This is a genomic window from Mycolicibacterium smegmatis (genome assembly GCF_001457595.1).
In the GTDB taxonomy this organism is placed as follows: domain Bacteria; phylum Actinomycetota; class Actinomycetes; order Mycobacteriales; family Mycobacteriaceae; genus Mycobacterium; species Mycobacterium smegmatis.
In genome coordinates this window covers 5,053,201-5,068,047 of sequence record NZ_LN831039.1, presented here as the reverse complement: position 1 = coordinate 5,068,047, position 14,847 = coordinate 5,053,201, and the positions used below count along the sequence as shown (strand labels likewise).

11 protein-coding genes and 1 tRNA gene are annotated in these 14,847 nt (G+C 64.6%); 9 read left to right on the top strand and 3 right to left on the bottom strand.

Going from position 1 to position 14,847, the window contains the following annotated elements; all coding sequences use genetic code 11:
- Window positions 1-232 precede the first annotated feature (232 nt).
- On the bottom strand, window positions 233-1,636 hold the full coding sequence (locus tag AT701_RS24235; protein WP_058124898.1) for an IS1380 family transposase: 1,404 nt from the start codon (window positions 1,634-1,636) through the stop codon (window positions 233-235).
- A gap of 332 nt (window positions 1,637-1,968) precedes the next feature.
- Here AT701_RS24235 and AT701_RS24230 point away from each other — a divergent pair, with 332 nt between their 5' ends.
- From AT701_RS24230 to AT701_RS24220, 3 genes are all read left to right on the top strand, one after another.
- Complete coding sequence (locus AT701_RS24230; protein WP_058126747.1) at window positions 1,969-2,238, top strand: hypothetical protein; 270 nt, start codon at window positions 1,969-1,971, stop codon at window positions 2,236-2,238.
- Window positions 2,239-2,302: 64 nt separating this feature from the next.
- Entirely contained in the window at window positions 2,303-2,467 is a 165-nt protein-coding gene (locus AT701_RS24225) for a hypothetical protein (protein WP_157892578.1), read from the top strand.
- Window positions 2,452-3,972: an SIR2 family protein gene (locus AT701_RS24220; RefSeq protein WP_081319574.1), complete on the top strand. Its 1,521-nt coding sequence runs from the start codon at window positions 2,452-2,454 to the stop codon at window positions 3,970-3,972. The genes AT701_RS24225 and AT701_RS24220 overlap by 16 nt, the downstream gene beginning before the upstream one ends.
- A 140-nt stretch (window positions 3,973-4,112) precedes the next feature.
- Here the strand turns inward: AT701_RS24220 and AT701_RS24215 are convergent, their stop codons facing one another.
- Together AT701_RS24215 and AT701_RS24210 are read right to left on the bottom strand one after the other, a co-directional pair.
- On the bottom strand, window positions 4,113-5,702 hold the full coding sequence (locus AT701_RS24215; RefSeq protein ID WP_081319573.1) for a GmrSD restriction endonuclease domain-containing protein: 1,590 nt from the start codon (window positions 5,700-5,702) through the stop codon (window positions 4,113-4,115).
- A gap of 214 nt (window positions 5,703-5,916) precedes the next feature.
- Window positions 5,917-5,992: transfer RNA gene (locus tag AT701_RS24210), tRNA-Arg, on the bottom strand.
- Between the two features lie 108 nt (window positions 5,993-6,100).
- Here AT701_RS24210 and argS point away from each other — a divergent pair.
- The 6 genes from argS (at window position 6,101) to rho (ending at window position 14,830) form a co-directional block, all read left to right on the top strand.
- Entirely contained in the window at window positions 6,101-7,753 is a 1,653-nt protein-coding gene (gene argS / locus AT701_RS24205) for an arginine--tRNA ligase (RefSeq protein ID WP_058126743.1), read from the top strand.
- Window positions 7,750-9,174: a diaminopimelate decarboxylase gene (gene lysA, locus AT701_RS24200; RefSeq protein ID WP_058126742.1), complete on the top strand. Its 1,425-nt coding sequence runs from the start codon at window positions 7,750-7,752 to the stop codon at window positions 9,172-9,174. Before argS ends, lysA begins: the two co-directional genes overlap by 4 nt.
- Window positions 9,171-10,490, top strand: a complete 1,320-nt coding sequence (locus AT701_RS24195) for a homoserine dehydrogenase (RefSeq protein ID WP_011730212.1) — start codon at window positions 9,171-9,173, stop codon at window positions 10,488-10,490. The genes lysA and AT701_RS24195 overlap by 4 nt, the downstream gene beginning before the upstream one ends.
- Entirely contained in the window at window positions 10,487-11,569 is a 1,083-nt protein-coding gene (gene thrC / locus AT701_RS24190) for a threonine synthase (protein ID WP_058126741.1), read from the top strand. The genes AT701_RS24195 and thrC overlap by 4 nt, the downstream gene beginning before the upstream one ends.
- 13 nt (window positions 11,570-11,582) lie before the next feature.
- Window positions 11,583-12,536 carry a homoserine kinase gene (thrB, locus tag AT701_RS24185; RefSeq protein ID WP_011730210.1) on the top strand — a complete coding sequence of 318 codons (954 nt, stop codon included), beginning with the start codon at window positions 11,583-11,585 and terminating at the stop codon, window positions 12,534-12,536.
- A 287-nt stretch (window positions 12,537-12,823) separates the two neighbouring features.
- Entirely contained in the window at window positions 12,824-14,830 is a 2,007-nt protein-coding gene (rho, locus tag AT701_RS24180) for a transcription termination factor Rho (RefSeq protein WP_058126740.1), read from the top strand.
- Window positions 14,831-14,847: the final 17 nt, after the last annotated feature.

Below are 14,847 nucleotides of genomic sequence, written 5' to 3'. Positions count from 1 at the left end.
GCTGGATTCGGCGATGCGAGGCGAACCTAGACGTGTCGGTCCCGGTGAGTTGAGCGGCGATGCGGGCCAGGCGCGCGACTACCACCCGATCACTAAGCCTGAATCCGTGGAGCGGCCCTCCTTGAGGTGTCCGTGTGTGGTTTCTGCTGCGTTCGGTGTTGCGGGCATGCGGTAGTTGCTGGTCTGCCCAGCTTTTCCTGTGTGCTCCGGTTGGGCCTGTTCGGCGCGTTGGTCAGGTCGTTGCCGGTAGCGGTGGGCTGTATCCGATGGTGTTGCGCCACAACGTGAGCCAGTGCTCTGTCCAGGGCCAGTGCTCGGGGAGGTGCAGGATCGGTCGACGCTGGGGTCGGGCCAGACGGGCGGGAATGTTGACGATCTTGCGGCGCAGCGTCGCGCCGCGGGCAACCACGTGGGCACCTCCTGCGAGCACGCCGGCGGCGCGCAGCAGGTTGTGCGCGATCGCCGCGCACAACACCCACGCACTGTTGGCACCGAACTGTCCTGAGGGCATGTGGGCCAGGGGTCCGTCGATCAGATCGGCGAAGACGGTTTCGATGATCGCGTGCTGGCGGTGGGTGATGTCAGCCTCGGCGGTCGGCAAGTCTGTGTTGGTGAAGAACGGGTGATACCGCCACACCGGGAACAGCGCGTCCCGAAATCTCGCGTCTTTGACTCGCCGCACCACCAACCGCGCGGTGAACCGATCTTTGGTAGAGGCGAAGGCGGTGTAGCTGACCTCGGCGACCTCGGCATCAGAAATCCAGTCACCGGTGTCGGGATCACGCACTGCACCGGGATAGTTGACCGGCTCCCAGGCCTGCTCGTCGATCGAACTGATGGCCCGATCAACCGCGGTATTGCGGGTCATCACCACCGAGAAGTGCGCATTGTGGGCTCGGCAGGCGCCCACCACCGACCGGGTGCCGTAGGACGAATCGCCACGCACCAGCAGTTGCCCGCGCACGCCGGCGGCGCGGGCGGTGGCGATGGCTTGGGCGACCATGCGGCCCGCACCCTTCCCGGAACTGGTCTTACCGGCGCGCAGCCGCATCCCGGCGATCACCGGCGCCGCTCCGGGGGTGCTGATCGTCGTCGCCAACGGGGAGAGCCCTTTACGCAGAACCTGCTTACCAGCGATCTTGGTATGCCCGTAGGAGGCACCCTGTTTGGCGTGGCCATAGACCGGGCGCAGCAGTGAGTCGATGTCGATGAACGCCCCCGTGTCGGATCCGGGCAGCAGGTCCACCCGCGCACAGAGTGCGGCCAGATGATGACGCAGGACCGACTCCAACTGCCGGGCGTGTCCGAAGGTGAACTCCCGCAACAGTGTTCCGATCGTCGATGGTGCATAGACCCCATCGAAGAGCGTCTTCATCCCGCCGCCACGCACGAGGTCGAGGTCATCAATGCTGTCGGCGCCGGCGCACATTCCGGCGACCACGGTGAGCAGCTTCGGCGACGGGTTGGCCGACCCGGACTTGATCCGTGGTTCGCTGATACGAACCTTGTCGGCCAGCAACTGTGACAGTCCGGTCTGGGTGGCCAGCGTCATTACCGGCACCAGACCGGCGCACGACACGAGATGGGCATCATCGAAGACCGCCGACGACGCAGCGAACCTATGGGACACTTTCACCGGAAGTGCCTTTCGAAGTTGTGCCGATAAGTGCCTAGAGAACACTCATCATCACAGCTCAGAAGGCACTTTCCTCGTCACGACACCCTGCGACCAGCCAATTCATCGGTGGATCGAGGCTAAGGGGGAAACGCGCGTGAAAGTGAATCGGGGCACCGTGGGCAAGCCCGATGGACCGTCGATCAAGCTCAGCGATTGAAAGGACCGCCATGGCGAGTAAGAAACAGGCCGCAGCGCGGAAGCGCTTTGCACGACAGGCGAAGGCGAAGGGTTCGAGCAAGGTCGGAAACGCCGCAGCGAGCCGCACACGGCGCAAACGGAAGCACTAAGCCATGGCGAAACGACGGACGTACAAGCGCGACCGCAAAGGCCGCTTCGCTCCGACCGGCGGCTCGTCAGTCAAGCGGACTGCCCGCAAGATCAAGACGCGCCGTCCCCGCTATGTCAGCGGTTCGGCGGGTAGCACTGTCCGGCTCGGTCGCGTCGGTCCGAACCGCGAGTACTACGGCGTATCGGCCGGTGTGAAGCTGCGGACCCGCAAGCGCCGCGCGGAGTACTACGTCGGCGTGACGGCGGGTAAGCGCATTGCCACGGCTTACTGACGACGTGTCGAGAGTGCGTCTCTTCGGTAGCGTCCAGACCCACAGCCGTGATCAGAGTTTCGTGGTGCTGCGGCACAACATGCGTTTTGTGGTCGTCATGGCGGCTGGCTCGATCACCGGGACGGTAGTGGGTGCTCTGCTTCTCGGTGTGATCCCGAGCCTGATCATCGTGCCGTTGTTGGCCGCTCTGCTGGCGCTCTCAGCGATTCGCGTATGGCGGCACGCCTAAAGGCGCGCCGCTCAGAAGCCAGTAACCGTACATCTGCGACCATCGAACACATGGCGGGAGAAGGCGCGATAGTTCGGGCTGGGGACGGTGCCCAGCACGCAGAGATCTGTCAATGCACGCACTGTGGACTCGATCATGACTTCGAGTTGCCCGTAGAGCTGGTGCGTGCGGCCCACATGCGACAAGTTGTAATCTTCGCCGGTGCTGGGATCAGTACCGAGGTGCCTACGGTGTTCCCGCAGACGGTCTACCAGCGTGCTGTAGAAATGCTTCAGCTAGACGAACCCGGTTCTTTCCCTGAGGTTATTGAAGCATTCGTGAAAAAATTTGGCCGTCGCGAATTTATCCAGATGGTAAGAGCGAAGTTCGATTACGTCGATAGCTTCTGGACTCTTAGGTACTACGCACGACGTTTCCATCAGGAACTAGCAGCCATGCCTTATCTAGAGGATATCGTCACTACTAATTGGGACACGTATTTCGAAGAAGAATGTGCAGCTATTCCGTTCGTCACGGGTGACGACATCGCGCTATGGAAAATGCCCGGACGCCGAGTCTTGAAAATCCATGGAAGCATGACAAACCTCGGCAGTATCGTCGCGACGGAAAGTGACTACAAGCGAAGTCTCAAGTCGTTGCGCGAAGGTGTCTTGGGTGGGCTACTGACGGAGCTTCTAGCCACCCGCACACTAGTATTTGTCGGATACTCCCTTAAAGACTGGAACTTTCGGCGGCTTTACAAAGCGTTGCTTAAGGATATGGGACAGTATGCCGAGCCAGCCTATTTTGTGTCTCCGTTTGGCGCAGACGAAGATGACGTAAAGGAATTCAATCTAATTACACTGAAAACTAGTGGTGTGAAGTTCTTACAGGAGCTCAAGCGCGCTAACCTCGGTGTCTGTTTCATCGACGAAGCGGGCTACGCCCGTGTGGCGGAGTATGACAAAAAGATCCGAGTCGCAGAACCAATCGCCAAAACGGTGCCTCATAAGAAGTACCCCGCTGTGCTCTATTGCTGGTCGTTTCACGACGGTGCGCGTGATGCGTGCCGTCGCATTCTCTTACGGCGCGCTTCTGGCGAATATTTGAGCCGTCAGCACGTCGTTGACTTAATGGGCCATTACGATCAGCTTGCTGATAATGCTTGGGATGAAGGTCGCTACTGGGACCATTCATACATTGTAGGTTACCAGGTTCCGTTGCTTATCATGCTTGATGATCGCGCAACCGTTAATGGCGAGCGGGTCGGAATGGAAGAAAAGGCGCCGGTCTACTATATGTATGGCTCGGACGATACAATTTATACGCTTGACGAGTTTCGTGCCGCCGTCAAAGCAAGTAAAAGAAGGGCACCTAAGCAGCGCCAATCGGCACGCGAACACCTTGCCCAGGTGCCTGAGGATATGATTTTGAATCACGGCCCGTTTTTGCCAGGTTTGCCCGACGAAAACCTATACGCCGAAAATGAGCACGCTGACTCACCGGATGCCGAATCGGGCTCATGACCGGCCACGCGGCAACGCTCGCTGTGGGCGGTGCAGTCGTGCGTGACCGGCTGTGCCGATGTTGTTGATACGAGCCGCGCGGATCACCGCAGCCGAGGAAGCGGAAGGCTTGTTCGAGGTCTGACGGGCCGTACCCACGTTCAGTTACTCACGTCCATCAAGTTCCCCGCATCGAACACCAGCATCAGGGCGCGTTCTCGCAGGAATTCGTCGAAATCATCATTGAACAGATTCTGATGAATGACTTGTGAGGCCAGGATGTCGTCTACGTTGTCCGCCATGAGCGAGCGATAGACCGAGGGTGCTTTGTCCGAAATCTCGCGGTTTTCGGATCGGCTGAGAAACGCAAAGTTCGCAAGGCAGTTGACGTCGTAGATCGACGTTGCCCCGGAGTTGGCTACATACGCTTTCGGATAACAATGGTGGTATTCGCGTCGGTTAGGTTCAGACAGTACGTCGTCCAGTGTGATCGTTCCGCCACTGATGAACGATCTAGGGGAGTGGGCCGCCAATTGCAAAATGAAGGCGCGAGTAGCTACAGTTCGGTTATTGAATGTGTTTCCAAGATAGAAGTCCGTCCCAATTTCGGCATCAAGCTTGTCCAGCGACGACTCATTACCTTCACGCAATTCGATCGCGGCCTCTACATCCCGCTTGACGCTGCGTGACGGATTACCGCTATAGCGATGGGTGAAAGTAGTTCGCCAGAACCATCGTCGCAGGACCCTATTGTCCGCATCGCTGATGCCGGTCGACTGTTTACGGGAGAAGTACGCACAAAGTGGAATAAGTAGACCGGCGTACGGCAGAAACTTGAGATGCCGTACTTGCATTTCATTTCTCAGGTAGTCGACTGTTCGGTCGAGCGCCTTCACGATCACATCGAATTTCTCGCGAACTTCTGCGCCATTGATGTCGATCAATGCGGTCGGCGACGGGTCTGCCCGCAAAACGGCGGATGCGCAGCGCAACATTAGATCGTTATCCGTGCCGATGTCTTCAAAGCCGAACGACTCAAAACGTTCGGCCAGATCTTTGAACTTCTCTTGTAAATCAAACTCCTCGCTCCACGTCCATGCGGTCAACAGTTGGAAAGTGTCGAGTTTTACGCCTTGCCGATTAACCCGCTCGAAGACTATGGCGACGCTCGTTCGATCCTCGCCCGAGAAAGTCTCAACCGGAATGAGGGCCCCAGAAAATCTAGATTGGACGGTTACTATTTCTCTCAGTCGATCGTCGTCAAGTTCGTATTCACGTTGTTTCGCTGCGAACTCAACCGGGTCAAAGAACACCGCCAGAGGAAAGTGTCTAGCAACGTCAACTTGCGATTTCGACAGTGCTTGGAATTGTGAGTCTTGAGCGTCCGCTTTAGCGCCGAAATCGTAATATATCGGAAGCCATACTTCTGGGTCTTCGTCAGATGGCGGCAGCACGGTTTGGAATGTCGAGAATATTGATGTGATTCGTTGTTGTCCGTCGAGGACGTAGTCGATGGGGTAATCGGCTTCGGGTTCGGGCAACTCGAACGTTCCGAGCTTTTTCTCGGTCTTCAATTGATTTCGAGTTCGCCACAGTAATATTGATCCAAAAGGATATTCCTTGTAAATGCTATCCATCAACAGTGCTGCGCGGTCGGGCTCCCACACGAAATCGCGCTGGAAGCCGGGTACGCGGATTTCGCCACGCAGCACACGATCAATAAGTCGCGCGATTTGCATAGGATCGCTCATTCGGCCCCCACATGGCGTCGGTACTTCGGCGCGGACGATCCTTCCACATGATCTTGTCAGCAGCGTCGAACGAATCGCCAGGGCTGGTGGGTGGGAGTCAGCTAACGAATCCAACACTCCAGCGAAGGCGATAAATCGTTCGATGATTGTTGAGGGTTGCCGGGAAGGGCCGTCGGATTAAACCGTATCTCCTGGTGAGAGGCGGTTTTTGAGGTGGTGCCCCCGGCAGGATTCGAACCTGCGGCCTTCTGCTCCGGAGGCAGACGCTCTATCCCCTGAGCTACGGGGGCGCTTGATCTGAAAACCAGACTGCGCCGATTGGGCTCCGATAGCGTAGCGCATCCGTCGGCGAATACGGATTCGGGGCTGGGCGACCCCAGACCATAGGATGGACCCTCGTGACCCCCGCCGACCTTGCTGAGCTGCTCAAGGCCACTGCTGCCGCAGTGCTGACCGAACACGACCTGGACGTGGCCGCGCTGCCCGCCACCGTCACGGTCGAGCGTCCTCGCAACCCCGAGCACGGCGACTACGCGACCAACCTCGCGCTGCAGCTCGGTAAGAAGGTCGGCGTCAACCCGCGTGAGCTGGCCGGCTGGCTCGCCACGGCGCTGGCCGCGGCCGACGGCATCGCCGCGGCCGAGGTCGCCGGGCCCGGCTTCGTCAACCTGCGCATCGAGGCGTCGGCGCAGGGCGTCATCATCACCAACGTGCTGGCCGCCGACGGCGGCTACGGCTCGTCCGGCCAGTACGCGGGCCGCAACGTCAACCTGGAGTTCGTGTCGGCCAACCCCACCGGCCCCATCCACATCGGCGGCACCCGCTGGGCCGCGGTGGGCGACGCGCTGGGGCGGCTGCTCGCGACGCAGGGCGCGGCCGTCACGCGTGAGTACTACTTCAACGACCACGGCGCGCAGATCGACCGGTTCGTCAACTCGCTGATCGCCTCGGCCAAGGGGGAGCCGACCCCCGAGGACGGCTATGCCGGTGACTACATCGTCGACATCGCTCAGCAGGTCATCGCCAAGGCGCCCGACGTGCTCGGTCTCCCCGAGGACCAGCAGCGCGAGACGTTCCGCGCCATCGGCGTCGACCTGATGTTCACCCACATCAAGCAGTCGTTGCACGACTTCGGCACCGACTTCGACGTGTACACGCACGAGGACTCGATGCACACCTCGGGCCGCGTCGACCAGGCCATCACCCAGCTGCGCGAGACCGGCAACATCTACGAGAAGGACGGCGCGGTCTGGCTGCGCACCACCGACTTCGGTGACGACAAGGACCGCGTGGTGATCAAGAGCGACGGCAACGCCGCCTACATCGCCGGCGACCTCGCGTACTACCTGGACAAGCGCAAGCGCGGGTTCGACCTGTGTATCTACATGCTGGGCGCCGACCACCACGGCTACATCGCGCGCCTGAAGGCCGCCGCGGCCGCGCTCGGCGACGATCCGGACACCGTCGAGGTGCTCATCGGCCAGATGGTCAACCTCGTGCGCGACGGCCAGCCCGTGCGGATGAGCAAGCGCGCCGGCACCGTGATCACGCTCGACGACCTCGTCGAGGCCATCGGGGTCGACGCCGCACGGTACGCGCTGATCCGCTCGTCGGTGGACACCCCGATCGACATCGACCTCGAACTGTGGTCGAGCGCGTCCAACGAGAACCCGGTCTATTACGTGCAGTACGCCCACGCGCGGCTGTGCGCGCTGGCGCGCAACGCCGCCGATCTGGGCGTGAGCGTGAGCACCGACCACCTGGACCTGCTCACACACGACAAAGAGGGCGCGCTCATCCGCAACCTGGGTGAGTTCCCGCGTGTGCTCAAGACCGCGGCCTCGCTGCGCGAACCGCACCGCGTCTGCCGCTACCTGGAGGACCTGGCCGGCGACTACCACCGCTTCTACGACTCGTGCCGCGTGCTGCCGCAGGGCGACGAGGAGCCCGGCGATCTGCACTCGGCGCGCCTCGCGTTGTGCCGCGCGACCCGCCAGGTGATCGCCAACGGCCTGGCGATCCTCGGCGTCAGCGCACCGGAGCGGATGTGAACGCGCATCCGGCCGGGCCCAGGCACGCCGAGGAACTGCACCACGCGGATGTGCCCGACAAGCCGCAGAGCCCGGACGAGATCATGCTGCTGGCCCCGAACGTGTGGCCGCGCAACCTGGTTCGCGGTGCCGACGGGGTGGTGACGATCGCCGGGGTGCCGGTGACCGACCTGGCCGCGAAGTTCGGCACACCGCTGTTCGTGATCGACGAGGACGACTTCCGCACGCGCTGCCGCGACATCGCCGCGGCGTTCGGCGGCGGCGAGTACGTGCACTACGCGGCCAAGGCGTTCCTGTGCTCGGAGATCGCGCGCTGGGTCGACGAGGAAGGCCTGTCCCTCGACGTCGCGACCGGGGGAGAACTGGCCGTCGCGCTGCACGCCGGATTCCCGGCCTCGCGGATCACGGTGCACGGCAACAACAAATCCGTCGCCGAACTCACCGCCGCGGTGCAGGCAGGCGTGGGCCACGTCGTGCTGGACTCCGAGATCGAGATCGAGCGCCTCGATCAGATCGCCGGTGCGGCAGGCGTGGTCCAGGACGTGCTGGTGCGCGTCACCGTGGGCGTGGAGGCCCACACCCACGAGTTCATCTCGACCGCGCACGAGGATCAGAAGTTCGGTTTGTCGCTGGCCACGGGTGCGGCGATGAACGCGATCCGCCGGGTCTTCGCGACCGACAACCTGCGCCTGGTGGGCCTGCACAGCCACATCGGCTCGCAGATCTTCGACGTCGCCGGGTTCGAGATCGCCGCGCACCGCGTGATCGGGCTGCTGCGCGACGTGGTCGCCGAGTTCGGCGTGGAGAAGACCTCGCAGATGTCCATCGTGGATCTCGGTGGCGGACTGGGTATCTCGTACCTGCCGCACGACGATCCGCCGCCCATGAAGGAACTGGCCGACAAGCTGCTGGAGATCGTGCGCACCGAGTCGGCCGCGGTCGGGCTGCCCACGCCCAAGCTCGTGGTGGAACCCGGACGCGCCATCGCGGGCCCGGGCACCATCACGCTCTACGAGGTCGGCACGGTCAAGGACGTGGCCGTCAGCCAGACCGCGCACCGCCGCTACGTCAGCGTCGACGGCGGCATGAGCGACAACATCCGCACGTCGCTGTACGCCGCGCAGTACGACGCCCGGTTGGTGTCACGCGTCAGCGACGCTCCGCCCGCACTGGCGCGGATCGTCGGAAAACACTGTGAGAGTGGCGATATCGTCGTCCGCGACACCTGGGTGTCCGACGACATCGCGCCCGGCGACCTGATCGGTGTCGCCGCGACCGGCGCGTACTGCTACTCGATGTCGAGTCGATACAACCTGCTGTGCCGCCCCGCTGTGGTGGCCGTCGCCGACGGCCAGGCACGTCTGGTGCTGCGACGGGAGACCGTCGAGGATCTTCTGAGCCTGGAGGTGAAGGGTCAATGAGTAAGAAGCCCATCGGGGTAGCGGTACTGGGCCTGGGGAACGTCGGCAGCGAGGTCGTGCGCATCATCGCCGACAGCGCCGATGATCTCGCGGCGCGCATCGGTGCGCCGCTGGAACTGCGCGGCGTCGGCGTGCGCCGTGTGGCCGACGACCGCGGCGTGCCCACGGAACTGCTCACCGACGACATCGACGCGCTGGTGTCGCGTGACGACGTCGACATCGTCGTCGAGGTCATGGGCCCCGTCGAACCGGCACGCAAGGCCATCCTGTCGGCGCTGGAGCAGGGCAAGTCGGTGGTCACCGCCAACAAGGCGCTGATGGCCATGTCCACCGGCGAGCTCGCCCAGGCCGCCGAGAAGGCCCATGTGGACCTGTATTTCGAGGCCGCGGTGGCCGGCGCCATCCCGGTGATCCGCCCGCTGACCCAGTCGCTGGCCGGTGACACGGTGCGCCGCGTGGCCGGCATCGTCAACGGCACCACCAACTACATCCTGTCCGAGATGGACAGCACCGGCGCCGATTACACCAGCGCGCTGGCCGATGCGAGCGCCCTCGGTTACGCAGAGGCCGATCCCACCGCCGACGTCGAGGGCTACGACGCCGCGGCCAAGGCCGCGATCCTCGCCTCGATCGCGTTCCACACCCGTGTGACCGCCGACGACGTGTACCGCGAGGGCATCACCACGGTCAGCGCCGAGGACTTCGCGTCGGCACGCGCGCTGGGCTGCACCATCAAACTGCTCGCGATCTGCGAGCGGCTCACCTCCGACGAGGGCAAGGACCGGGTCTCGGCCCGCGTCTACCCGGCGCTCGTCCCGCTGACCCACCCGCTGGCCGCGGTCAACGGTGCGTTCAACGCGGTGGTGGTGGAAGCCGAGGCGGCCGGGCGGCTCATGTTCTACGGTCAAGGCGCCGGCGGTGCCCCCACCGCCTCTGCGGTGATGGGAGACGTGGTCATGGCGGCGCGCAACCGTGTCCAGGGCGGCCGTGGCCCACGCGAATCGAAGTACGCCAAGCTGCCGATCGCGCCCATCGGGTTCATCCCGACGCGCTATTACGTCAACATGAACGTGGCCGACCGGCCCGGCGTGTTGTCCGCTGTGGCAGCCGAATTCGCCAAGCGCGAGGTCAGCATCTCCGAGGTGCGCCAGGAGGGCATGGTCGACGAGGTGGGCAAGCCGTGCGGCGCCCGCATCGTCGTGGTCACCCACTCGGCCACCGACGCCGCGCTGTCGGAAACCGTCGAGGCGCTGGCCGATCTCGACGTCGTGCAGAACATCAACAGCGTTCTGCGACTGGAAGGAACGAACTCATGAGTGCAGCAAAGGCTGCGGTGCACCAGCCCTGGCCGGGCCTGATCGAGGCCTACCGGGACCGGCTGCCGATCGGTGACGACTGGACCACCGTGACGCTGTTGGAGGGCGGTACCCCGCTGATCCACGCCAAGCGGATCAGTGAACTCACCGGCTGCACAGTGCATCTCAAGGTCGAGGGGCTCAACCCCACCGGCTCCTTCAAGGACCGCGGCATGACCGTGGCCGTCACCGAGTCGCTGGCCCGCGGCCAGCAGGCCGTGCTGTGCGCGTCGACCGGCAACACCTCCGCGTCGGCGGCGGCCTACGCCGCACGCGCAGGCATCACGTGTGCGGTGCTGATCCCGCAGGGCAAGATCGCCATGGGCAAGCTGGCGCAGGCAGTCATGCACGGCGCCAAGATCATCCAGGTCGACGGCAACTTCGACGACTGCCTCGAGCTGGCCCGCAAGCTCACCGCCGACTTCCCGACCATCGCGCTGGTGAACTCGGTCAACCCGTACCGCATCGAGGGGCAGAAGACCGCGGCGTTCGAGATCGTCGACGCGCTGGGCACCGCTCCCGACGTGCACGCGCTGCCGGTCGGCAACGCGGGCAACATCACCGCGTACTGGAAGGGCTACTCCGAGTACCACCGTGACGGCGTCTCCGACCGGTTGCCGCGCATGCTCGGCACGCAGGCCGCCGGCGCGGCGCCGCTGGTGACCGGCGCGCCGGTCAAGGATCCCGAGACCATCGCCACCGCGATCCGCATCGGCTCGCCCGCGTCGTGGAACTCGGCCGTGGAGGCCCAGCAGCAGTCCGACGGCCGGTTCCTTGCCGCCACCGACGAGGAGATCCTGGCCGCCTACCACCTGGTCGCCCGCACCGAGGGTGTGTTCGTCGAACCGGCGTCTGCCGCGAGCATCGCGGGCCTGCTCAAGTCGGTCGAAGACGGTTGGGTCAAGCCCGGTTCCACCGTGGTGTGCACCGTGACCGGCAACGGTCTCAAGGATCCCGACACCGCGCTCAAGGGCATGCCCCAGGTCACCCCCGTTCCCGTCGACCCGTCCGCGGTGGTCGCCGAGCTGGGTCTGAGCTAGCGGGGATCATTCGGTGACTCAGACTCTGCCGGTCGGACTTTCGGCCACCTCCGTCGTCGCGGCCTCCAGCGCAAACCTCGGCCCGGGCTTCGACAGCCTCGGCATCGCGCTGAGCCTGTACGACGAAATCGTCGTCGAGACAGTCGAATCCGGACTCACCGTGCACGTCGAGGGTGAGGGCGCCGGACAGGTCCCGCTCGACCAGACGCATCTGGTGGTCCGTGCGATCAACAAGGGCCTGCAGGCCGCAGGCTTCTCGGCGCCGGGTCTGGTGGTGCGCTGCCGCAACGACATTCCGCACTCGCGCGGCCTCGGCTCGTCGGCGGCCGCCGTGGTCGGTGGCCTCGCCGCGGTCAATGGCCTTGTGACACAGGCCGGTTCCGAACCGATGGACGACGCGCGGTTGATCCAGCTGTCCAGCGAGTTCGAGGGACACCCGGACAACGCCGCTGCCGCGGTGCTCGGCGGTGCGGTGGTCTCCTGGACCGAACAGGCCGGGGCCTTTGGTGGCGAGCCGCGCTACTCGGCGGTGCCCGTACGGCTGCACCCCGACATCCGGCTGTTCCCCGCGGTGCCGCAGCAGCGGTCGTCGACCGCCGAGACCCGCGTGCTGCTGCCCGAGCAGGTCAGCCACGTCGACGCCCGGTTCAACCTGAGCCGCGCGGCGCTGCTCGTGGTGGCGCTGTCCGAGCGGCCCGACCTGCTGATGGCAGCGACGGAGGACGTCCTGCACCAGCCGCAGCGCGCGGCGGCGATGCCCGCCTCGGCGGAATATCTCGCGATCCTGCGGCGTTGTGGCATCGCAGCGGTGCTGTCGGGCGCGGGTCCCTCGGTTCTGGGTCTGAGCGCCCAGTCCGGTTTACCCGCCGAAGCTCTCGAGTACGGCACCGCCCACGGGTTCACCGTGACGGAGATGTCGGTCGGCGCCGGAGTGCGCTGGACGGCCGGCGCGGTCGTCCGCAACTGAGCGGACACGCGGAGCACCACTTTTCTTGATTCCTGCTCCGAAGAGGGCTATTCTCGCTCTCGTCCAGCACTCGCAGGGTTCTCGCCTGCGTCGACACCAGGACGACCACCCAATCTTCTCGTGTTCTACTCGTGGACTGATGGTTCGCCGCATCGCGGCGCGGATCGTGGCGATCGCCGTTGCACAGGCGACGGTGTGAGTCACGCATTCAGCGGACGTGCTGAATGCGCATCGACCTTTGGGGAGCCCTCGCCCGACGAAATCAGCGGGGGAAAGAAAGGAAATCCGTGACTGAAACGGACCTCTTCACAGCTGACAATGCCAGCGACACTGGCGATTTGTCGGGTGCTGTGAAATCGAACACCGCGCCGCGCGCCCGGTCCGCGTCGCTTTCGACGATGGTGTTGCCGGAGCTGCGCGCACTCGCCAAGGAAATCGGTGTTGAAGGTGCGTCCGGTCTGCGCAAGAGTGAGCTGATCGCCGCCATTCGCGCCCACCGAGGCGAATCCAACGGCCGGACCGCTGAGGCCAGCAGCCCGGCGACCGCCGACGCCCAGACCGGCGAGCAGGCCGCCGAGGCGCCCGCCCCGCGTCGCCGCGAACGTCGTGCTTCCACCCGCCAGGCCGGCGCTCCTGTCGCCGAGAAGGGTGAGGCCGGCGAAAAGGCTGAGGCCAAGTCTGAGGCCAAGACCGAGGCGCAGCCCGAGGCCAAGACCGAGGCGCAGCCCGAAGCCAAGGCCGAAGCTCCTGCCGAAGCCAAGACCGAACGCGCCGAAAAGGCCGACAAGCCCGCCAAAGAAGCCCAGACCAAGGCTGCCGAGGCACCCGAGGCCGGCGAGTCCCAGGAGTCCCAGCCCCGTCAGCGCCGTGAGCGTTCCGGCAGGCAGGACCGCTCCGACCGTGGCGAGAAGGACGGCCAGGACGGCAAGCAGGACCAGGGCAAGCAGGACCGTTCCGAGCGTGACCAGGACCAGCAGGGCGGCGGCCAGCAGAACCGCGGTGGCGGTTCGGGCAACAACGCCGATTCCGACGACGACGGCGAGGGCCGCCAGGGCCGTCGCGGCCGCCGGTTCCGTGACCGCCGCAGGCGCGGTGAGCGCGGCGGCGAGGGTGGCAACGACACCGAACTGCGCGAGGACGACGTCGTGCAGCCCGTCGCGGGCATCCTCGACGTCCTGGACAACTACGCGTTCGTGCGGACCTCGGGCTACCTGGCCGGGCCGAACGACGTGTACGTCTCGATGAACATGGTGCGCAAGAACGGCCTGCGCCGCGGCGACGCCGTGACCGGTGCCGTGCGCGTGCCGCGTGAAGGCGACAGCGGCGGCCAGAACCAGCGCCAGAAGTTCAACCCGCTGGTGCGTCTGGACACCGTCAACGGCGGCTCGGTCGAGGACGCCAAGAAGCGCCCCGAGTTCGGCAAGCTCACGCCGCTGTACCCGAACGAGCGGCTGCGGCTGGAGACCAGCCCCGAGCGCCTCTCGACGCGTGTGATCGACCTGATCATGCCGATCGGCAAGGGGCAGCGCGCCCTGATCGTGTCGCCGCCCAAGGCCGGTAAGACCACGATCCTGCAGGACATCGCCAACGCGATCACCCGCAACAATCCCGAATGCCACCTGATGGTCGTGCTCGTCGACGAGCGGCCCGAAGAGGTGACCGACATGCAGCGGTCGGTGAAGGGCGAGGTCATCGCCTCGACGTTCGACCGCCCGCCGTCAGATCACACGCAGGCCGCCGAGCTGGCCATCGAGCGCGCCAAGCGCCTCGTGGAGCAGGGCAAGGACGTCGTGGTGCTGCTGGACTCGATCACCCGCCTGGGCCGTGCGTACAACAACGCCTCGCCCGCGTCGGGCCGCATCCTGTCCGGTGGTGTCGACTCCACCGCGCTGTACCCGCCCAAGCGCTTCCTCGGCGCCGCCCGCAACATCGAGCACGGCGGCTCGTTGACCATCATCGCGACCGCCATGGTCGAGACCGGGTCGACCGGTGACACCGTCATCTTCGAGGAGTTCAAGGGCACCGGTAACGCCGAGCTCAAGCTGGACCGCAAGATCGCCGAGCGCCGGGTGTTCCCGGCCGTCGACGTCAACCCGTCCGGCACCCGCAAGGACGAGCTGCTGCTGTCCCCGGACGAGTTCGCGATCGTGCACAAGCTGCGTCGCGTGTTGAGCGGGCTGGATTCCCACCAGGCCATCGACCTGCTGATCAGCCAGCTGCGCAAGACCAAGACCAACTACGAGTTCCTGGTCCAGGTGTCCAAGACGGCCCCCGGCTCGATGGACGTCGACTGATCCGACGGCTCACACGA